This is a genomic window from Natrinema sp. LJW11, from assembly GCF_056135975.1.
Map to the genome: position 1 here is coordinate 52,886 of NZ_JBWBDM010000015.1, position 19,740 is coordinate 72,625.

Annotated in this window: 18 protein-coding genes; 8 read left to right on the forward strand and 10 right to left on the reverse strand. The window is 65.5% G+C overall.

Features of this window, described 5'->3' with window-relative positions:
- Positions 1-47 precede the first annotated feature (47 nt).
- On the reverse strand, positions 48-1,391 hold the full coding sequence (locus AC0QDI_RS25065; RefSeq protein ID WP_474672821.1) for a RimK family alpha-L-glutamate ligase: 1,344 nt from the start codon (positions 1,389-1,391) through the stop codon (positions 48-50).
- A gap of 93 nt (positions 1,392-1,484) precedes the next feature.
- Positions 1,485-2,954: an oligosaccharide flippase family protein gene (locus AC0QDI_RS25070; protein WP_474672822.1), complete on the reverse strand. Its 1,470-nt coding sequence runs from the start codon at positions 2,952-2,954 to the stop codon at positions 1,485-1,487.
- A 612-nt stretch (positions 2,955-3,566) separates the two neighbouring features.
- Here AC0QDI_RS25070 and AC0QDI_RS25075 point away from each other — a divergent pair.
- A complete protein-coding gene (locus AC0QDI_RS25075; RefSeq protein WP_474672823.1) occupies positions 3,567-5,411 on the forward strand; it encodes a PAS domain-containing sensor histidine kinase in 1,845 nt (614 codons plus the stop codon).
- Between the two features lie 160 nt (positions 5,412-5,571).
- Here the strand turns inward: AC0QDI_RS25075 and AC0QDI_RS25080 are convergent, their stop codons facing one another.
- Both AC0QDI_RS25080 and purL read right to left on the reverse strand, forming a co-directional pair.
- Positions 5,572-6,159, reverse strand: a complete 588-nt coding sequence (locus tag AC0QDI_RS25080) for a response regulator transcription factor (protein WP_474672824.1) — start codon at positions 6,157-6,159, stop codon at positions 5,572-5,574.
- A gap of 115 nt (positions 6,160-6,274) precedes the next feature.
- Positions 6,275-8,431 carry a phosphoribosylformylglycinamidine synthase subunit PurL gene (gene purL / locus AC0QDI_RS25085; RefSeq protein ID WP_474672825.1) on the reverse strand — a complete coding sequence of 719 codons (2,157 nt, stop codon included), beginning with the start codon at positions 8,429-8,431 and terminating at the stop codon, positions 6,275-6,277.
- Between the two features lie 130 nt (positions 8,432-8,561).
- Here purL and AC0QDI_RS25090 point away from each other — a divergent pair, with 130 nt between their 5' ends.
- Positions 8,562-9,245 carry a PHP domain-containing protein gene (locus tag AC0QDI_RS25090; protein ID WP_474672826.1) on the forward strand — a complete coding sequence of 228 codons (684 nt, stop codon included), beginning with the start codon at positions 8,562-8,564 and terminating at the stop codon, positions 9,243-9,245.
- Positions 9,242-10,384 carry an asparagine synthase C-terminal domain-containing protein gene (locus AC0QDI_RS25095; RefSeq protein ID WP_474672827.1) on the forward strand — a complete coding sequence of 381 codons (1,143 nt, stop codon included), beginning with the start codon at positions 9,242-9,244 and terminating at the stop codon, positions 10,382-10,384. The genes AC0QDI_RS25090 and AC0QDI_RS25095 overlap by 4 nt, the downstream gene beginning before the upstream one ends.
- Before the next feature lie 16 nt (positions 10,385-10,400).
- Here AC0QDI_RS25095 and AC0QDI_RS25100 read toward each other — a convergent pair whose 3' ends face one another.
- The 6 genes from AC0QDI_RS25100 to AC0QDI_RS25125 all read right to left on the reverse strand — a co-directional run bounded on the left by AC0QDI_RS25100 (position 10,401) and on the right by AC0QDI_RS25125 (position 16,476).
- The gene (locus AC0QDI_RS25100; protein ID WP_474672828.1) at positions 10,401-10,727 is read right to left on the reverse strand and encodes a cupin domain-containing protein; all 327 of its coding nucleotides are present in this window, start codon (positions 10,725-10,727) and stop codon (positions 10,401-10,403) included.
- 104 nt (positions 10,728-10,831) lie between these two features.
- Entirely contained in the window at positions 10,832-11,923 is a 1,092-nt protein-coding gene (locus AC0QDI_RS25105) for an Mrp/NBP35 family ATP-binding protein (protein ID WP_474672829.1), read from the reverse strand.
- A 138-nt stretch (positions 11,924-12,061) separates the two neighbouring features.
- Positions 12,062-12,373, reverse strand: coding sequence for a hypothetical protein (locus AC0QDI_RS25110; RefSeq protein ID WP_474672830.1), 312 nt, complete (start codon positions 12,371-12,373; stop codon positions 12,062-12,064).
- Entirely contained in the window at positions 12,370-13,719 is a 1,350-nt protein-coding gene (gene nrfD, locus AC0QDI_RS25115; protein ID WP_474672831.1) for an NrfD/PsrC family molybdoenzyme membrane anchor subunit, read from the reverse strand. Before nrfD ends, AC0QDI_RS25110 begins: the two co-directional genes overlap by 4 nt.
- A complete protein-coding gene (locus AC0QDI_RS25120) occupies positions 13,716-15,365 on the reverse strand; it encodes a 4Fe-4S ferredoxin N-terminal domain-containing protein (protein WP_474672832.1) in 1,650 nt (549 codons plus the stop codon). Before AC0QDI_RS25120 ends, nrfD begins: the two co-directional genes overlap by 4 nt.
- Before the next feature lie 433 nt (positions 15,366-15,798).
- Complete coding sequence (locus tag AC0QDI_RS25125) at positions 15,799-16,476, reverse strand: helix-turn-helix domain-containing protein (RefSeq protein WP_474672833.1); 678 nt, start codon at positions 16,474-16,476, stop codon at positions 15,799-15,801.
- 135 nt (positions 16,477-16,611) lie between these two features.
- Between AC0QDI_RS25125 and AC0QDI_RS25130 the strand changes: the two genes are divergently transcribed.
- From AC0QDI_RS25130 to AC0QDI_RS25150, 5 genes are all read left to right on the forward strand, one after another.
- The gene (locus AC0QDI_RS25130) at positions 16,612-16,839 is read left to right on the forward strand and encodes a DUF2249 domain-containing protein (protein WP_474672834.1); all 228 of its coding nucleotides are present in this window, start codon (positions 16,612-16,614) and stop codon (positions 16,837-16,839) included.
- Between the two features lie 117 nt (positions 16,840-16,956).
- Entirely contained in the window at positions 16,957-17,190 is a 234-nt protein-coding gene (locus AC0QDI_RS25135) for a DUF2249 domain-containing protein (protein ID WP_474672835.1), read from the forward strand.
- 38 nt (positions 17,191-17,228) lie between these two features.
- On the forward strand, positions 17,229-17,492 hold the full coding sequence (locus AC0QDI_RS25140; protein WP_474672836.1) for a DUF2249 domain-containing protein: 264 nt from the start codon (positions 17,229-17,231) through the stop codon (positions 17,490-17,492).
- Between the two features lie 89 nt (positions 17,493-17,581).
- Positions 17,582-19,030, forward strand: a complete 1,449-nt coding sequence (cyoE, locus tag AC0QDI_RS25145) for a heme o synthase (protein WP_474672837.1) — start codon at positions 17,582-17,584, stop codon at positions 19,028-19,030.
- 159 nt (positions 19,031-19,189) lie between these two features.
- Positions 19,190-19,740, forward strand: a 551-nt coding sequence (locus AC0QDI_RS25150; RefSeq protein ID WP_474672838.1) for a multicopper oxidase domain-containing protein, incomplete at its 3' end; no start/stop codon positions are given.

Below are 19,740 nucleotides of genomic sequence, written 5' to 3' on the forward strand. Positions count from 1 at the left end.
CGATTTTCGGTCTCCGTTCGGGCGGCGGTCGAATGCGTCTCAGCCGTTCACTCCTCTTCTTCGGGAGTATCGGCCGCATCGCTGTCGATCCGGCGACTGACGTCGACCTGATAGTTTCCGAGGATGTCCCGGCCGAGCAAGACGGGGTAGTCCATGTGGCTACGGTCTTCGACGCTGGCCGTGACGGTGTGCTGGTTGCCGCCGACGCCGACGACCACGTCGACGACGGGGCGGCTCTTGGACTGTTTGCTGCTGCCGGACCGAATGCGGGTGATGGACTTGATCGGGCCGGCACCGATATCGGCGGCGAGACCGGTGTCGATGCTCGTCCGCGTGGCACCGGTGTCGGACTTGGCGAGAACCGTCTTCGACCCGCTGGTTCCCGAAAGAATGACTTCCTCAGTGTACCCGATAACCGCGGGTTCCGTGTCCTGTCCTCTCACATCCGGGGGCTGGGCCGCCGGTCGGGAGTCGTCGAGGACGTTCGAGATGTCTCGCACCCGATCGTCGTCGACTTCGCCGCCCGCCCGTTCGATCGCCAGTTTCGCGATGTAGGGCGCCGGGCTGACCTGCGTCGCCTCGTAGAGCCCCTTGAATCCCGCCGTCGGGTTGACCTCGAGGACGAACCAGCCCTCGTCGCCCTCGACGAGGTCGACGCCGGCGTAGTCGAGGCCGACGATATCCGACGCGCGCTGGGCCATCTCGCGTGCCTCGTCGGGGAGGTCGTCGGTCGCGTCCTCGACGGAGCCGCCGAGGGCGACGTTGGTTCGCCAGTCGTTGTCCGGCGCGTAGCGATACATCGCGGCCACGACTTCGCCGCCGACGACGTAGACGCGCAGGTCGCGGTGGCGAACGTCCTCCTGATCGACGAGTTCCTGCAGGAAGGCGTACCGGTTACCGACCTTGGCGTTGATCGGGTCGTCGGGGCCGACCTTCCACGTCCCACCGCCGTGGGTGCCGATGGCGGTCTTGTAGACGGCCTCCTCGCCGTAGCGGTCCCGCGCAGCGTTCAACTGCTCGCCGCTCAGCGCGAGGGTCACGTCCGGCGTCCGCACGTCGTTCGACGCGAGCGCGGTCGCCGTCGAGAGCTTGTGAATCGCCGTCATCACCGCCATCGGCGTATTGAGCGTCGGGACCAGTTGCGAGAACGCGTTTACCAGCCCGAGTTCCTCGGCGGGCTGTTCGGTGTTCGACAGAAGCACTCTGTTCGCGATGACGTCCACCGCCGGCTCGAGCGTGGGACTCCCGTCGGTGACGCTGACCGACGTGTTCTCGGTGCGAAGCCACTCGGTGTCGTGTCCGAGATCCTCGACGGCGTTCAGAATCGCCTTGGTTTCCTTGCTCGTATGAAGACTCAGTACCCCGACGGTCACGGGATCGGCAACAGCCATACTACCTAGACACCGAACGCTCGGATAAGCGTTGATAGTTCGTTCAATGATCGCGGAATCGGCTGACGAACGTTCGGACGGTTCGAACCGATGTCATCCGATGACCGACCGAACCTGTCCCGGATCGACCAGTCCGCTCAGCACGGCCAGTACGGCCCAGGTGACGGCACCGAGAGCGATCGCCCCGAACAACATGAGCAGGTTCGAGACCAGCGGCGTCACGAGCAAGACGGCGACCGCCATGACGCCCGTAATCGCACAGACCATCCCAGTCGTCCGCGCGAGCCGCCACACGTGCAGGCCGAGCTCGGTGTGAACGATATAGAGGTTGACCGCGACGTACACCGAGTGGGTCGCCACCGTCGCGACCGCCGCCCCGACGACGCCGATCACCGGAATCAACGCGATGTTCAGCCCGAGATTGGCCAGCGCCGTCGCGCCCTTCGCGACCGCTCGAGCGCGAGCGCGACCCAGATAGTCCAGGCTATCGCTGGTCAGGTTCGTGATCGCCTGTAGCACGACGAATCCGGCGAGCACCTGCAAGACGGGAATCGCGCCGGCGTACTCGGCCCCGAACACCATCGTCAAGAGCGGCCCCGCGACGATCGTGAGGCCGACCGCTGCCGGAATGTAGAGCAACAAAATGTTCGTTAACGAGGTCTCGTAAATCCGTCTGGCCTCCTCGAGTTCGCCGGCCGCCTTCTGTTCGCCGAAGTTCGGCGAGATGGTGAATCCCAGCGACGCCGCGGGCGCGAGCACGAACTCGGTGATCTGCTTCGCGAGGGTGTAAAACGCGACCGCGGCCGGATTGATGAAAGCCCCCACCAGCACGATGTCGATCTGCTTGTCGATGACGTTCGCGCTCTGCGTCGCCGTCAGGGGAACGCTGTACTCGATGAGGCGCCGGGAGAGACCGTCCTCGTACTCGTCCGCGGCGTCGTATCGGACGTAGAACCCGTAGTAGAGGATTCCCATCCCGATGACGGCGGCGATGGCGTAGCCGACGATGTACCCGAAGAACGCGCCGAGCGCACCGAATCCGGCGAGGACGAACGCGACGACGAAGACGAGTCGGGCAGCGCCGCTGATCGCCTGCACGAGCGCGCTGTAGCCGAGGTGGTTAAAGCCCTGTAACGCCACCCGCGAGAACGCGCTAAAGGAAAAGACGCCGAGATAGATCACGCCCGCGGCGAGAAACGGGGCCGCGTTCGGTTCGCCGAGCCCGACCGCGATCTGTTCGTGAAAGAGCAACAGGGCGTAGGAGATGAACGCGATCAGGACGAGCTTGACCGTAATCGTTGACCTGAGCAGGTGGGGGATCTGGCCCGGATCCGCCTCGCGGTATTCGGAGATGTACCGTGCGACCGATCGGCTGAGGCCGAGGTCCGCGAACAGCTGGATGATCGCCAACACGCCGATGGCCCAGTAGAGCGCGCCGTAGCCGTTCGGCTCGAGCAGGTACCGCGCCAGAACGAACATCAGCAACGCGCTCGAGAGCATGTAGACGCCGCGCGCGGCGAGCGTTGCCTTGAAGCCGCTGACGATGTGGTCTTCCCTATTCATAGTCGATTGGGGCGACGGGAGATGCGTGACCGACCGATGCGACGGTGAACTCGACCAACGTGGTCGTCCACTCGAGGGATCGGCCATTTGTAATGCGGCGACAACACGCGGAAACCGACCGCAACAGCGGCGATGGCGGGGTCGTTCGGCGAACGGCACCGAAACGACCTGCGCGCCGGATCGACGGGGTGCAACTCGAGTGTACCGTCACGCAAACGATCGAAATCGGACCATACGCGGGGACGTGCCGCCGTTTGAACGGACGGAACGTGAAACACCACCGAGAGACGGTGACTGGGTCCGTTTCGTTCGCTTCCGGAGACAGCGTTCTCCCGTACGCACCCCACACTGGACGCGTGAACGGAACAGCTACTGCGAAGAGAGAGCGAACGGAGCGTCCCGCTACCGCGACAACATCGACCGTGTCGTGGTGAATACGCCGAAACCGTGTTAGTAAGTCCCACAGCCCAGCTCGGCCACGACACTGAAATAGGGGTTGGACGAACTATGCACCGACTGTCCGTCGATGATGCAAACGGCTGCGAGGGGCGATTGCCTCGAGCGAACGGGGAAGACGACTCCCCCGTGGGGCGGGGGTGGAGAGCCGTGACGATGCGATCCGTTCCGATCGTCGACCGAGTTACCGACGCCTTCTTCGCCCTCGATACCGGCTTTCGGTTCACCTATCTCAACGAGCGAGCCGAAACGCTGCTGAAACGCTCGCGCGCGGAGCTGATCGGCCGGGTCATGTGGGACGAGTTTCCCCAGACCGTCGAGACCCAGTTCCCGGACGGCTTCCACCGCGCGATGGACGAGCAGGTGCCGGTCTCGTTCGAAATCTATCACACGCCCCTCGAGACGTGGTTCGAGGCCAGAGCGTATCCCTCCGAGACCGGTCTCTCGGTGTACATGCGCGACGTCAGCGAGCGGAAAGCCCAGGAGACGACGCTGGCCCAGCACGCCGCGGTCGTCGAGGCGATCCGGGACGCCGTCGTCACGCTCGATCGCGACCGCGAGATCGTCACCGCCAACGGCGCGACCGAGTCGGTCCTCGGCATCGAGCGATCGCAACTCCTCGGCGAGCACGTCGAGACCCTGACCGAACTGGCGGGGATCGACGACGAACGCGCCGTCGAGATCGGCCGGGCGATCGCCGACGTCGACGTCGGCAACGCCGGCCGCCGCCAGCTAGAACTCTCCTACGTCGGACCGGACGGCACCGACCGAATGGGCGAGTTCCGGTTCGTCCCCGTCGAGGACAACAGGGCGACCGTCGCCGTCGTCGTCCGGGACGTTACCGACCAATACGAGTACGATCGCGTCGTCACGTCGTTACACGAGGTCACCCGGTGGCTCCTCGAGTCCGACGACCCCGAGGAGATCTGCGCGATCGCCGTCCACTCCGGCAGCGACCTGCTCGATCTCCCTATCAGCGGCATCTGGCTGCTCGAGGAGGAGCAGGGCTACCTCGAGCCGGTCGCCGGCACCGCCGGCGCGCACGACGAGTTCGGCGGCCTCCCCCGGTTCAATCCCGGAGAGGGGCTCGTCTGGGACGTCTTCGAGGCCGGCGGCGTCGAACTGTTCGACGACCTCGAGACCGTCGACGACATCTACAACCCCGAGACGCCGCTGCGCTCGGAGATCATCGCGCCGATCGGAACCCACGGCGTGCTCATGACCGGCTCGCTCGAGCCCCATCGGTTCGATGAGAGCGACGTCGACCTCATTTCGACGCTGGTCGAAAACACGCGGGCCGCCCTCGATCGAGCCGATCGGGAACGGACCCTCAGGGACCGCACGGCCGAACTCGAGCGCCAGACCGAGCGTCTCGAAGCCGTCGCCGACGTCCTCTCGAACGACCTGCAGCGCCAGCTCGAGGCCGTCGCCGACGCGCTCGAACACGACGGTGCCGACGAGTGGGAGTTCCCCCTTGCGGAGGACACCGTCGAAACGACCCTCGACCGGGCCGAGCGCCTCGTCGACGACGTTCGAGAGTTCGCCCGCAACGCCACGGCCATCGGCACTCGTACCCGGCTCGACCTCGAGTCGGCGATCGACGACGCCGTCGGAGAGTCCCGCCTCGAGGCGGACGCGCTCGTCGTCGACGCCCCGGCCACGCTCCGGGCGGACCCCGATCGGTTCGTCCACCTGCTCGAGACGGCGTTCGACAGCGCGGCCGCGCGGGCCGACGGCGACGTGACGATCCAGATCGGGCTGGCCGGATTCGAGAACGGCGGTAGTCGCGGCTTCTTCGTGCTCGACGACGCCGCGGAGATTCCGCCGAACGCACACGAACGCGTCCTCGATCCGACCGCCGACGACGACACCGCAGTCGACGGGCTCGGCCTCGCGCTCGTCCGGGCCATCGCCGAAGCCCACGACTGGGAGTGTGCCGTCACTAACGGCCAGAACGGCGGCACGCGGATCGAAATTCGAGACATCACGACGCTCGAATGACGACTCGAGTACCCGATCCGGGGGTTCGAGTCCGGGTTGAGGGGTGAGACGGTGGCCGAATCTGCGCTCGGCCGGTTCACCGTTGAGACCGTTCCGCGTGGACGGGCGCTTCGGTTCGTCGGTCGATGGACCCGGGCTCACTACGCCGTCTCGATCCCCGCTACTCCTGAAAAACTGATTCGCGCGTCATGTCCTGACAGAGCTCTCGATAGCTGTTCTGTTCTAAGAGTTCCTGCATCGTGTCGTTGACCCGGACGCGAAGGACGGCCATCCGGTCCTCGAGTTCGGCGTACTCCTGGCTCGACCGGCGTTCGGACTCGGTCTTCTGGTCGTCCAGCAGCGCCTTCTTGGAAGCGAGTGCGAAGAACTCCTGGAGTTGCTCGTCGTGGGCCGCTCGGAGGAGCAACTGGTCGATGATATCGACCAGTTCGTCCTTCGCGACGGGTTTGACGAGGTAATCGTCGAACCCGAGCTCGACGATGTCGAAATCGGGTTCGACCGCCGTCACCATCGCGACCCGGCACTCGAGTGACTGCTCTCGAATGGTCTCGAGGACGGTATCGCCCGAGAGACCGGGCATCCGACGATCGAGGAGAACGACGTCGATCGCGCTGTTGATCGACTCGAGCGCTTCGTTGCCGTCGTAGGCCGTCTCGACGTCGTAGTCGCCCTCGAGCCACGCGGCGTAGAGATTCGCGAGGTCGGGCTCGTCTTCGACGATCAGGACGGACGGAGTGTCTGTGGGCATCGAACTTTCTCCGGTCTGTCGGTTCGTTGGACGAATCGGCCCGGTCGTATATCAATATACCGGACAATACGGCGAAAAAACCGTCGAACCGGTTCGAGGGCTCCCGATCGTCCCGTCACTCGAGTTCGCGTTCGATCGTCGCGCGTCGCTCGCGGATCGCGGCCGCGTCGGTCTCGAGCGCTCGATCGCCGAGATCGATCGCGAGCCGACCGTCGTCGGTCGCCGTCCCGAGTTCGACGACCGGGGCGACATCGTCGAACGCCTCGCGGACGGCCGCGACCGACTCGGTCTGGATCAGCGCGCGGCCCGGCTGTTCGTGGAACAGCGCGCCCGCGGGATCCGCCGCCGGGATCGACACCTCGAGTCCGGCGTCGTCGCCCACCATTTCGGCGAGCGCGACGGCGAGGCCGCCGTGGCTCACGTCGTGAACGGCCAGCGTCGAGTCGTCGTTCGCGACCGCCGCCAGCGTCTCGACGACGCTCGCGGGATCGTCGGGCAGCGCGGGGAACCGATCGCTGCCGTCGAAGCGCGCGAGGTACTCGGAGCCGCCGAGGCGGGGCTCGTCTCGCTCGAGGCCGAGATCGCCGACGAGCACCAGCGTCCCGTCGGACTCGACCGACAGCGGCGGCGCGTCGTACCCGTCCTTGGAACCGACCATCGCCAGCGTCGGCGTCGGCGGAATCGGCCCCGCGACGGAGTCGTTGTACAGCGAGACGTTCCCGCCGACGACCGGCGTCGACAGCGTCTCGCACATCTCCGCGAGGCCGTCGACGATGCCGGTGAAGCCGCCGTAGACGTCCGGCTTCTCCGGGTTGCCGCCGTTGAGACAGTCCACCGCGGCCAGCGGCGTCGCGCCCTTCGCCGCGATGTTCGTCGCGTTCTCGAGCGCGACCGCCCGCGCTCCCTCGTAGGGCGCGACGTCGGTCCAGTTCGGCGCGGCACCGGACGAGAGCGCGAGTCCCTGCTTTGCTTCTCGCACCGCGACGATCGCCGCGTCGTCGCCCGGTCCGACGCTCGTGCGCACGCCGACCTCGTGGTCGTACTGCCGGTAGACCCACCGCTTCGAGGCGGTGTTCGGACTCGAGACGACCGCGTCGAAGGCCGTCTCGAGGTCCACGTCGGGTAGGTCCGTCGCCGGCTCCTCGAGTTCCTCGGTCGCGAGGTCGTTCATCGGCGCGCCCTCGCCGAGGAAGTAGGCGTTAACGTCGACGACCGTTTCTCCCTCGAAAAGACACGTGTAGTTTCCGTCGGTGACCTCGCCGATGACCGAACAGCCCAGATCGAACCGCTCGACGATCTCGCGCACGCGGCCGACGTTCTCCGACTCGACCTCGTAACACATCCGCTCCTGGGACTCGGCGAGCAGGATCTCCAACGCCGACATGTTCGGCTCGCGCTGGTGGACCCGCTCGAGTTCGATGCGCGCGCCGAGATCGGCCTTGGCGACCATCTCGCTCGAGGCCCCGCCGAGGCCGGCGGCGCCGAGGTCGCGTGCGGACTCGATCAGGTCCTCGTCGACGAGTTGCTCGTTGGCTTCGATGAGCAGCTTTTCGGCGTACGGATCGCCGACTTGCACCGCGGGTCGATCCGCCGTCTCGGCGTCTTCGGCGAGGTCCTCGCTGGCGAAGCTCGCGCCGCCGAGCCCGTCGCGGCCGGTGGCGTTGCCGACGAGGACGAGCTCGTTGCCCGGCTCCTGGGCTTCGGCGGTGACGAGGCGCTCCTCGTTCGTCAGCCCGACGCAGGCCACGTTGACCAGCGGATTCCCCTCGTAGTCGGGGTGGAAGTCGACGCTGCCGGCGACCGTCGGGACGCCGATACAGTTGCCGTAGTGGCTGATCCCCTCGACGACGCCCTCGAAGAGGTACTGCGAGTGGTCGTCGTCGAACTCGCCGAAGTACAGCGAGTCCGCGAGCGCGATCGGATACGCGCCCATCGAGAGCGTGTCCCGGACGATGCCGCCGACGCCCGTCGCCGCGCCGTCGACCGGGTCCACGTAGGACGGGTGGTTGTGACTCTCGATTCCCAGCGTGATGTACGTGCTCCCGGTTCCGTCTCCGCTTTCGCTGTCGGGGAGCGCGACGACCGCCGCGTCGTCACCCGGTCCGATTACGACCTGCTCGCCCTCGCTGTCGAACGCCGACAACAACGGTCGCGAGGAGCGGTACGCACAGTGCTCGCTCCAGAGGTTCTCGAACAGCGCCGCCTCCGCTCGAGTCGGTTCCCGTCCCAGCTCGGAGACGACGAGTTCGCGGTCCGAATCGGCAAGACTCATTCATCTAGGTGGTGAAAGTCGGCCGATAAATGGGTTTCTATACGCACGAACGTGGATATATTCGGGCGAGAGGCGGCGTCGGGAGTTGCGGACCGAGTCGTTTTTCATCAGCCCCGCTAAACGTCCGCCCGTGCTGTCGGTCGAACTTCACACGCATTCGTCGTTGTCCTACGACGGCCGCGACCCGGTCGAGCTCATTTTGGAGCAGGCCGAGGCCGTCGGTCTCGACGCGATCGCGGTGACGGACCACGACGAGATCGATGCGAGCCTCGAGGCCGCCGAGCAGGCCCCCGACTACGGCCTCGTGGGCATTCCGGGGATGGAGATCTCGAGCAAGGCGGGTCACGTCCTCGGACTCGGCCTCGAGGAAGCGGTTCCACCGGGGCTCTCCTTCGAATCGACGCTCGAGGCGATCCACGACCAGGGCGGACTGGCCGTGATCCCCCACCCGTTCCAGGAGTCGCGCCACGGCGTGATGGCGCGGATCTCCCGCGAACAGCTCGCCCTCGGCGACGCGATCGAGGTCTACAACTCCCGGCTGTTCACCGGTCGGGCGAACCGGCAGGCCGAACGCTACGCCAGGTCCAGAAACCTCCCGATGACCGCCGGGAGCGACGCGCACATCAGCGAGATGGTCGGGCAGGCGATCACCCGCGTCGACGCCGACGACCGCTCCGCAGACGCGATCCTCGAGGCGATCGCGGCGGGGCGGACGAGCGTCGAGGGGAAGCGGACGCCGTGGCGGATCAGCGTTCGACAGTTCGCCGGCGGCGTCACGCGACGAGTGGGTCGCGTTTTCAATCTCATCCGATGACCGACACGACGCTTCGCGGTGCCGAACCGCCGATCGTTCGCGCCGCGCTCGAGCGCGGCGACCCGCTCCCGGGAACGGCCGGCTTCGCCGGGAAAATCGACAGCCGACTCGTTCGAGACGTACTCGGGAGAGTTCCGCTGTTCGTCGAACCGGAATCGGGTCACTCGCGCGCGCGAGCATCCTGGGCGTTCGAGCCGACCGCGCTCGAAGACCCAGTTCTCTTTCCAGCTGGTGCGGTCGCAGCCGTGGACGATCCCGTTCCCGACGCCGAATCTCGCTGGGCGCTTCCCGATCCGGCCCCCGCATCGACCCACGAAGCCGCGATCGACGACCTCGAGCGCGCGATTCGAACGGCGACCGACGCCGTCCGACGTGACGATCGAGATATCGCCGTCGCCTTCTCCGGCGGCGTCGACTCGGCGCTGGTCGCCGAACTACTCGACGCGCCGCTGTACGTCGTCGGCTTCCCCGACAGCCACGACGTCGCGGCCGCGCGGACGGCCGCCGACGCGATGGGGTGCGACCTCACCGTCGTCGACCTCGAGCCGGCCGACCTCGAGCGCGCCGTTCCCGAAGTGGCTCGAGCGACCGGTCGCACGAACGCGATGGACGTCCAGATCGCGCTTCCGCTCTATCTGGTCGGCGAGCGCGTCGCCGCGGACGGGTTCGACGCGCTCGTCGTCGGCCAGGGAGCCGACGAACTGTTCGGCGGCTACGAGAAGGTCGTGCGACTCGACCACCGGGTGGAGGCAGAGACCGTTCGCGGAGCCGTCCGCGAGCAAATTCGAACCCTCCCGGACCAGCTGCCGCGGGACGTGCTGACGATCGAGGCGACGGGCCTCGAGCCGGTCGCGCCCTTCCTCCACGACGCCGTGGTCGAAGCGGCGCTCCGACTGCCGGACGAGCTACTGGCCGACGCGGACGAGCGCAAGCGCGGTTTCAGACGAGTCGCGGCCCGTCACCTGCCGGTCGAGGTCGCCGGGAGGGACAAGAAGGCGGTCCAGTACGGCAGCCTCGTCGCCCGCGAACTCGATCGACTCGCCCGGCAGGCCGGCTACAAACGCCGGATGGACGATCACGTCGGGAAGTACATCGTCTCACTGCTCGCGGAGGCGGAAACGCGGCCAGGCTCCGACTGACGGCGTTACTGGCCTCTCAGGACGGCATCGGACAGAGGCTCGCGGTGAAGATCACCGTCTCGTCGGTCTCGTTTTCCGCACCGTGGTCGACACCGCGCTCGTGGTGGACGACCCCGGGCGCGTCGATTTCCTCGCGCTCATCGTCACGAACGACGGTTACCGTCCCCTCGAGCACGTGAAAGACGTTCGTGCTGTCGGCGTGCTCGTGGGCCTCGAGTTCCGCGCCCGGTCCGAGGGCAAAGGCCTTCACGAGGACGTCGTCGCTGACGATCAGTTCCGTACTGTCGACCTCGCCGTCGGCGGGCTCGAGGTCGTCGATCGAATCGGCGTACGTATCGAGCATCCTGTTTCGATTCGACGGACGACATCATAACGGCAGGGGAAATGGAGAACGGTTCGGAAAGAACGGTGAGCCGTGACGGGTGAGGTGAGCGCGACGGTGCGCGCTCAGTCCTCCGTCTCGGTCGGTAGCTTGTTCGCCGGTTCCTGCGTGATGGTTTCCGAGACCGTGCGGCGGTTGGCCTCGCCGATCCGATCGGCGACCTCGCCGACGAGATCCTCGAGGTGCTGTTGGACCTCGCTGTCGTCGTCCTTGACGAGTGCGCCCTCGCTGCCGTCGGCCCCGAAGTCGGGGTGGATCGGGATCTTGCCCAGCAGCGGAACGTCGTACTTGTCGACGATGGTGTCCGCACCGCCGGTCCCGAACAGCCCGTGCTGGTCGCCACAGGACGGACAGATAAACGAGCTCATGTTCTCGACGACGCCGAACACCGGCGTGTCGTGTTTGTTGAACATCTGAATCCCCTTTCGGGTGTCGTCTAACGCCATCTCCTGAGGCGTCGTGACGACGACCGACCCGGTCACCGGCATCGACTGGAGCAGGTTCAGCGTCGCGTCGCCGGTCCCCGGCGGGAGGTCGACGATGAGGTAATCGAGTCGGCCCCACTCGACGCCCTCGAGGAACTTCATCATGAACTTGTTGACCATCGGTCCGCGCAGAATTGCGGGGTCGTCGTCGTCTTCCATCATCATGCCCATGCTGATGACGCGGACGCCGTCCGAGCGTGGCGGGACGATCTCCTCGTTGGGCGTGACGCCGGGGTCGCTCTCGGGCGGGAGGATCTGCGGGACGTTCGGCCCGTGAATGTCGGCGTCGAGCAGGCCGACCATCGCACCGCGTTTCTCGAGTCCGGCCGCGAGGTTGGCCGCGACCGTCGTCTTGCCGACGCCGCCTTTGCCGGAGGAGACGGCGATCACGTTGCGCACTTTCGGGAGGACTTCGTCGTCGAAGCCGTGTTCCTCGCCGACGTGGGCCCGCAGGTCGGGCTCGAGGCCCGCTTCCTCGATGATGTCGCGGATCTGATTCCCGATCGACATCTCGGAGGGAGCGTACGGCGCGTTGAACGCGAGCGAAATGCGGGCCGTCTCGTCGTCGATCACGACCTCGTTGATCAGTCCGAGCGAGACGATGTCTTCGCCGATATCCGGATCTTCGACCTCCTCGAGTTTGATCTCGAGTTCGTGTTCTGTTATGCTCATAGTGGTTGTGTTAGTCGGAGAAAGGGTGTGGAACGGGATACGTGTGATGGTTCGGAACCGAATCGCTGCCGAACGGCACCGCTTACGGGTTGACGGTCGCGAAAAATAAATCGGTGTTCGTCGTGTGACGGCCGACGGTTACGGCGGACCGACGCCGCTGATCGGCTCCGGCGGGCCGCCGTAGAAGACGACGCCGATCAGAACGGTCAGGACGAACATCCCGACCCACATCGACGTCGTCAGGCCGACGAGGTAGCTCACGCCGAGCAGTCCGGTCTTCGTGTCGCGGGGTTCACCGAGGAACCACGCCGCGAGCATGATGTAGACCGGAACCAGGATGACCGCGAAGATGATCCAGGTCCCTTCGTTGGCGAAGCCGGTGAAGCCGGCGGTGCCGTCGTAGCCGTGGTACAGGAGTTCCGACGGGATCGCTGTCAGTGCTGTGTTCATGCTTCCACCTCGGATTCGGTCGCTTCGTCATGTGCGTGGTCGCCGCGCAGGTGTTCGACCGCGTGGAGTTCGACCACTGGAACGAGCTTCGAGAGGTTGAGGAATAAAAGTGCAACCAGCGCAGTCGTTCCGACGAGCGAGAGCCACTCGATCAGGCTCGGGAAGTAGGTCCCGGGCGTGTTTGCGTAGATATCGAACGTCGGGTGCAGGAATCCTTCGACGACGAACAGGATCTTCTCGGTCAGGGTCCCGGCGAGGATGATCCCGCTGGCGATGAGGGCTCGCTTCTTACTGAACAGGGCCGGACGGATCCCCTGCAGGAAGATGTAGACGAGCGTGCCGAAGATCATCGTCATCGCGACCTGGTAGACCGGGTGACCGATCTTCGCCTCGATCGCGACCGCCTTGTTGGTCGGTCCGAGGAAGACGCCGTTGATGATCGTCTGGAGCTGGAACCAGAGGAACAACAGGGTGAAGAATCCGAGCCACAGGAGCAATCCGCGGAAGATGTCGTCGGTGATGATGTGGTCCCAGTCGTAGGCTCGGCGGAACGCGTAGGAGATGATCATGATGCCGCTGATCGCCGACATCAGTGCGATACTGAGGAACATCGGCCCCTGAATCGCACCGGTCCAGCCGGGCATGGCCGGAAGGAGTGCGAACAGCCACGGAATCACGCCGCCGTGGAGCAAGAGGGGGGCCATGATGATGACTGCGGCGGCGAGCCACCAGACCATCCGATCGATGACCTTGTCTTCCTTCTCGCTGTAGCCGAGGGTCAGTATCTTGTAGACCGGTTCGAACTTGTCCGGCAGATCGTCACGCAGGCGGTTGACGTCGTAGCGCAACGTCAGCCCGAGATAGGTCGCGGACAGCACGAAGTAGGCCGTGATGACGGTCACGTCCCACACGAGCGGCGAGTTGTTGACCGTGATGTGGTAGTGACCGATGACGCTCGTCACCATCCGGTCCGGACGCCCCATGTGGACCAGGATGTAGAAGCCGGCGGCCGAGAGGCCGCCGATCGTCGTCATCTCCGCGAGTCGAGCGACCGGCATATACCGGTCCATATTGAGCAGGCGGACGGCGGCAGAGAGGATGATACCGCCGTGAGCGACACCGACCCACCAGATGAACGCGCCGATGTACAGTCCCCAGGTCGAGCCGCCACCGCTCCCCCAGTCGCCGAGGCCGGTGACGATCAGGCCCTGTTGGAGCTGGTAGGCCCAGGCCACGAGGAACGCGACGAGACCCAGTGCAGCGACGCCGTACAGGATGAAATATTTCGTCGTGAGCGTGTTGATCGGACGAAGGATGTCCGCTTCCGTTGGCTCCTTCGTGCTCATAAGGACACCCCGTCAATGCGCCCGACCGTGCCTTCGTCGAGGTCCTCCTGGCGCTTGTCGAGCAGGTCAACGTCCTCGTATGCGGTCGGCCCGTCGACCTGATGGGCCTCCGGACCGGGCTGTTGGCCGAGGTAGGTGATGTTCGGGTTCGTTCCGATGTCCTCGAGCAGTTGGAACGAACTCGGGTCGCCCGTGTACTGCTCGAGTCGGAACCGGGCCTGCTGTTCGCTGCCGTCGCCGAGTCCCAGTTCGGAGTACGCCTCTTCGGTGTCGAGGTCGACGTACTGCTGGAAAGCCTCGACTGCGGAGAGGATATCCTGTTCGGCCGAGAGGATGGAGTTGTTCTCCTCGTCGCCGGGCTCGGTGCCCTCGCTGACCATCTCGATCGACTTCATGATCGCGAGGATGTCCACGGTGAGCCCCTCGATATTCTCGATCGCGGTCTCGAGGTCGTCGCCCTCGCTGAGGGCGCTGTCGATCTGGTCAGCCGACGGTGCGGATTTACTGCTGTCAGTGCTGTTGGTCAGGTGAACGATCGCGCGACTCTTGACCGGATGCTCGCGGTGCTGATAGGGGTCGCTCTTCTCGTCTTTGACGTTGCCGAACTGGATCGCGTCCGGCGGACAGGCCGACTCGCAGGCGGTCGTGCCGACCTTCTCTTCTCCCTGTTTGCCGTCCTGCATGGACGGACACATCGTACACTTGCTCATCGTCCCGCGAGGTGCGCGACTGTCGACCCAGCGCTCGCCGTGGTCGTACTCGGCGTGCGTGATCTGATCGGGGTTGTCGGGATCCTCGAGGCCGTCGATGTCCTCGTAGGCCACGTCGGGTTCGTCCCACTGGAAGTAGTTGACGCCGTAGGGACAGGCGACCTGACAGTACCGGCAGCCGATACAGACGTCGTAGTCGGTGAGAACCAGTCCGTCCTTGTCACGCGTGTGACGCGCCGTCGTCGGGCAGACCTTCTCGCAGGGAGCGTCCGTGCAGTGCTGGCACGGTCGCACGAGCATGTTGAAGTCGCTCCCCATGTTGAAGTCGGTGTAGACGTCGTACTCGGAGCCCTCCTCTTGGCCGTGGTGGGTCTCGTCCTCCCAGGCCATGACGTACATCCAGTTGACGCCCTGGTCGAGGTCGTTCTCCTCGGTACAGGCGGTCATACAGGAGAGACAGCCGTCACACCGCTCGAGGTCGATCGTCATCCCCCACTGGGTGTCGCGCTCCTCGGTGGTCTCCTGGCGCGGGCCTTCGGCCACGCTGTGCTCGGGACCGTCGCTGACGGTGCCGAACGCGCCGAGTCCGACGGCCGCCGCGCCGACGCCCATCTTCTTCATCGTCTCGCGACGGGTTTCATCGCCGTCGCCGTCGAACTTGTCGGCCATTCGGGAGAACGTGCCCTTCGCCTCCTCCTGGGCCGCCTCGTAGGCTTCCTTGGTCGGGCGCTCGTCCTCGCCGAACTCTTCCATCACGTCCTCGTGATACTTCTCGTGGAAGTCGGCTTCGGAGAGTTCGCCCTTGGTGACCCGCATCGCATCGCGGGCCATGTCCATACCGAGTTGGCTGTCGTACTCGGTATCGTCGAGCATCGTCTCGAGTTCGCCTTCCCACTCGTCTCCGAGGGGGTGGAATGATTCATCGTCCGTGCTCATTAGATCAGAACACCTCTGTATATGACACTGGTGTCATGCCGAGAGTACTCGACGGCATGCACTTCAAATCGTTCATTTGTGGATCCTCATTCCTCGTCTCATAACCGTACTCGCATGAAGGAGTGAGCCGATTTCCACGCCGTGAGAATCGAACCGATCATGTTCGCACATATAAGTCAAAATTGCGTAAACGGCTCTCGGGCCCACCCGAGAGGAAGGGCACCGTGACAGAAGTTTCGACGTGTCACGACGTGATCCATTTCCACCGCGTGACGCAGTTCGAGGCCGGGGATCCAGCGCGAAGACGAGCCGCACACTCGAATCGATTCCCGGAACCGCGACATTCGGCCGTCGATCGTCGTCGGATCGCCACTCTAACGACGAGGACGACTGAGAAGAGTCCCAAACCAGAGCGCAGCGTTAGGAATTCGAATCACGTACTTGCGGCCGTTTCTTCGAGCGGTTCTTCTCCGTCGGAGACGCTCGGGATATCTTCGACGAACCGCTTGATGATCGCTTCTTCCGCCCGGTGGAGCGTCTCGCTACACGTGGATTTGGCGATATCGAGGCGGTCGGCCAGCTCCGTCAGTGAACTGCGTCGCGGGGTGTCGTAGTAGCCCGCTTCGACGGCGGCGACGATCACCTCGAGCTGGCGGTCCGAGAGGAGTTGGCTCTCGTGGAGCCGCTCGCGGACGTGCTCGATCCGGTACTGGAGGCCGAAGTTCTCGAGCTGTTCGGCGAGTTCGGCCAGTCGCTCCCGGGAACCGGTGACGTCGATCGTCGCCTCGCCGTCCTGGATTTCGACCGGCAGTTCGATCGGCATTCCGGACTCTCGAGCGGAGAACAGCAAGAGGGGGGCGGTCGTCTCGAAGTGGACCGTCGCCTCGTCGTCGCTCCACTGGGCGAGCGTGAGTTCGGTGATCTGCGGGTGCTCCTCCATGGCTTCGACCACGTCCGGCACCGCGGAACCGGCGATTCTGACGAGGGCGAAGCCGGTGTCGGAGCCGGGGACGGCCGCCAGGACCCGAAAGCTCGACTCGGGGAAGTCCGTCGAAACCTGCTGAATCCAGATCGACTCGGGCATCGTGAGCGTGAGGGTTGCGTGGGCCATACGAACGTGTTCCGTTCGGAGCTATATACCGGCGGTGACGAATATGTTCGGTGAATTCCCGAGTTGTGGGAAGATCGATCCCTGCGAACACGTTCGGACGAACGTCCAATCCGTCTCGGTTCGAACGACGAACCGATGGAACCCGAAGCCGCGGGTCGAACGCTCGACGTCCGAGAGATCGACGGACCGCCGTTCGAGGATATCGTCACCGCACTCGAATCGCTCGAACGCGGCGATCAACTGCGCCTGATCGCGCCGTTCGAACCGGTGCCGCTCTACGAGGAACTCGACGACCGCGGGTTCGCTCACGAGAGCGAGCGACGCGAGGGCGACGTCTGGCACGTCCGTATCGAACGCGCGTAGCACCGTCCGAGTCGCATCGTCGGCCGTGTGAGACGTCGCGGCGATTCGCGATCGGTCGGCCATCCCGAACGTGTTCGCACGAATTGCCATGCGGCAGCCGTTCCGATGCACCAGTACATGACGCGACTCGACGTCAGAGACGTTCAACCGGTGAACCGCCATCCGACCATCCATGACGAGTTCGAGGCCCTCGAGCCGGGCGAGACCCTCACGATCGTGAACGACCACGAGCCCAAGCCGCTGTTCTACGAGTTCCAAGCAGAAGTCGAGAGCTTCGACGTCGACGGCTACGAGGTCGAGCAACGCGCCCCCGACGAGTTCGTCGCCCGATTCCCGAAACTGGAGGCCTGACCGATCGCATTCGCCCGAGAGATCACTACCACACCGCCATGCCCACGACAGCAGCCATCGTCGACCGCACGAACGCACCGTCCGACCGACCGCGGGAGACGATCGACGTTCGTTCGCTCGGTCCCCCGGAGCCGCTGAAACGGACCCTCGAGACGCTCGCCGAACTCCCCGCGGAGACGGTTCTGGTCCAGCGAAACGACCGCGTTCCCCAGTTCCTGTTTCCGAAACTCGACGATCGCGGCTACGCGTCCGAGACGGTCGAACGGGACGACGACGTCGTGACAGTCATCTGGCTCGAGTAAGCCCGACCGAGACGGCCGGAGAACGCACCGACGACTACGACTCCGCCGCGGAGCGCCCGCAGTGGATCGAACGACGATCACGACACGACATGCTCGACGAACACACCCGACGGCGATTCGCGGACCTGCTCGCAGCGACGACGATCGCGGCATACGTCCTCGTCGCGCTCGGGACTGCCGTCTCGGCGACCGGCGGCGCGACGTCCTGTACCACCTGGCCGGGCTGTGCGACCGACTCGTCGCTCGGCTCGCTCTCCGGCGACCGCCTCCTGTTCTGGGGCCACCGCGCGGCGGCCCTCGTGACCGGCCTCCTCCTCGTCGCGTCCGGACTCGCCGCCCGACAGGTCGCCGTCGGGCGCCGCGTGACCCGGCTCGTCGGCTGTGCGATCGTCCTCTTTCCGATTCAGGTCGCTCTCGGTGCCGCGCTCGTCGTCGTCGGCCCCGCCGCGGCGTCCGGCCTTCACCTCGTCCTCGCGATGGTCATCTTCGCCTGCCTCCTCGTCGCGCTCGTTCGGACCCTCGAGGACGGTGCCCGCGACCGATCGGAACGGCCAGACGCCGTCGAGCCAGCGCATCCCGGTGGGGAAACGAGCGATGTCACTGCCGGTGGAGACGAGGGGATCGCGATCGGGGCCGACGGCCCGAGCGGCCGGATCGCACGCCTCCGGCGAACGGCCGGCGCGTATCTGACGCTCACCAAACCGCGGCTGATGTGGTTGCTCTGTCTCGTCGCACTGGCCGGGATGGGGCTGGCGACGCTGACCGGGACGCCGCTCGAGCCGTCGGTCGCGGTCGCGACGCTCGCCGGCGGCGTCCTCGCGATCGGCGCGAGCGGGACGTTCAATCACGTGTACGAGCGCGACCGCGATCGACGGATGAACCGGACGGCCGACCGGCCGCTGGTCCACGATCTCGTTCCGGCGCGGAACGCCCTCGCGTTCGGTATCGTCCTCACGAGCGCATCGATGGCCGTTCTCGTCGCGCGGGTCAACGCGCTGGCCGCGGCGCTGACGCTCGCCGCGATCGGCTACTACGCCGCCCTCTACACGGTCGTGCTGAAGCCCAACACCGTCTGGAATACGGTTCTCGGTGGCGGCGCGGGTGCGCTTCCCGCGATCATCGGCTGGGCGGCCGTCACGGGTACCGTCGGACCGCCGGCGATCGCCCTCGCAGCCGTGATCTTCCTGTGGACGCCGGCGCACTTCTACAGCCTCGCGATCGCTTATCGCGACGATTACGCGCGCGGTGGTTTCCCGATGTTTCCCGTCACTGAGGGCGTGCTCGCCGCGCGTCGACACATCGCGCTCTATCTGGGTGCGACGCTGCTGGCCGCGAGCGTCCTCGGCTGGTCGGCGGGCCTCGGCTGGGTCTACGCGATCGCGTCCGTCTCGCTCGGAGCCGTCTTCCTGCGGTCGGTGATCCGCCAGTACCGCCGCCCGACCGACGAGGTCGCGCTCCGCTCGTTCTACGTCTCGAACTACTACCTCGGGGCGATCCTCCTCGCGATCGTCCTCGAGACGCTCGTGATCGGCGGCTAACTGCCTGCGAACGCCACGTCCTCACCCGCTCCCGCCGTGAGTCGTCTGCGGGGTATATAACAACCCACAGTATAGCGGGAAGTGACAATTCTATTACCGATTCTCGGGAATCGTCGCCGCTATTGAACGGTTGTCTCCCCTCTCTTCAGATGTAAGACGATGACCCAACGCAACACTCACCGACGACGGTTCCTTCAGGGGATGGGCGCAGCCGGAGCGGTCGCAGTCGCCGGCTGCCTCGGCGGTGACGAATCGGGCACCGAAGCAAACAGCGACAAAAACGGCGGCGAAGAGGGGGGGTTGGCGGCGGCGAAATCGGTCGACGTCGATCGGATCGCGCGGGATCCGACGGACGTTCCGTCACCGGTCGACTGGACCGAGTCCCGCACGCACGACGTGACGCTCCGAACGCAGAAGGTCACCGCCGAAATCGAACCCGGCGTCACCTTCGACTACATGACGTTCGGAGGACAGGTTCCGGGGCCGATGGTTCGCGTCCGTCAGGGTGACACGGTCAATCTCACCTTCGACGTCCCCGAAGACGTGAACACGGCGATGCACAACGTCGACTTCCACGCAGTCTACGGCCCCGGCGGCGGTGCCGACGCGACGAGCATCGCCCCCGACGACGACCCGACCCAGATCGAGTTCCGCGCGGAGTACCCCGGCGTGTTCATCTACCACTGTGCGGTCCCCGCGATGGACTACCA

Bases quoted from the DNA above. Each gene is read 5' to 3' on its own strand.
- AC0QDI_RS25065 (WP_474672821.1), bottom strand. From the start codon at position 1,391: ATGGCTGTTGCCGATCCCGTGACCGTCGGGGTACTGAGTCTTCATACG.
- AC0QDI_RS25070 (WP_474672822.1), bottom strand. From the start codon at position 2,954: ATGAATAGGGAAGACCACATCGTCAGCGGCTTCAAGGCAACGCTCGCC.
- AC0QDI_RS25075 (WP_474672823.1), top strand. From the start codon at position 3,567: ATGCGATCCGTTCCGATCGTCGACCGAGTTACCGACGCCTTCTTCGCC.
- AC0QDI_RS25080 (WP_474672824.1), bottom strand. From the start codon at position 6,159: ATGCCCACAGACACTCCGTCCGTCCTGATCGTCGAAGACGAGCCCGAC.
- purL (WP_474672825.1), bottom strand. From the start codon at position 8,431: ATGAGTCTTGCCGATTCGGACCGCGAACTCGTCGTCTCCGAGCTGGGA.
- AC0QDI_RS25095 (WP_474672827.1), top strand. From the start codon at position 9,242: ATGACCGACACGACGCTTCGCGGTGCCGAACCGCCGATCGTTCGCGCC.
- AC0QDI_RS25100 (WP_474672828.1), bottom strand. From the start codon at position 10,727: ATGCTCGATACGTACGCCGATTCGATCGACGACCTCGAGCCCGCCGAC.
- AC0QDI_RS25105 (WP_474672829.1), bottom strand. From the start codon at position 11,923: ATGAGCATAACAGAACACGAACTCGAGATCAAACTCGAGGAGGTCGAA.
- AC0QDI_RS25110 (WP_474672830.1), bottom strand. From the start codon at position 12,373: ATGAACACAGCACTGACAGCGATCCCGTCGGAACTCCTGTACCACGGC.
- nrfD (WP_474672831.1), bottom strand. From the start codon at position 13,719: ATGAGCACGAAGGAGCCAACGGAAGCGGACATCCTTCGTCCGATCAAC.
- AC0QDI_RS25120 (WP_474672832.1), bottom strand. From the start codon at position 15,365: ATGAGCACGGACGATGAATCATTCCACCCCCTCGGAGACGAGTGGGAA.
- AC0QDI_RS25125 (WP_474672833.1), bottom strand. From the start codon at position 16,476: ATGGCCCACGCAACCCTCACGCTCACGATGCCCGAGTCGATCTGGATT.
- AC0QDI_RS25130 (WP_474672834.1), top strand. From the start codon at position 16,612: ATGGAACCCGAAGCCGCGGGTCGAACGCTCGACGTCCGAGAGATCGAC.
- AC0QDI_RS25135 (WP_474672835.1), top strand. From the start codon at position 16,957: ATGACGCGACTCGACGTCAGAGACGTTCAACCGGTGAACCGCCATCCG.
- AC0QDI_RS25140 (WP_474672836.1), top strand. From the start codon at position 17,229: ATGCCCACGACAGCAGCCATCGTCGACCGCACGAACGCACCGTCCGAC.
- cyoE (WP_474672837.1), top strand. From the start codon at position 17,582: ATGCTCGACGAACACACCCGACGGCGATTCGCGGACCTGCTCGCAGCG.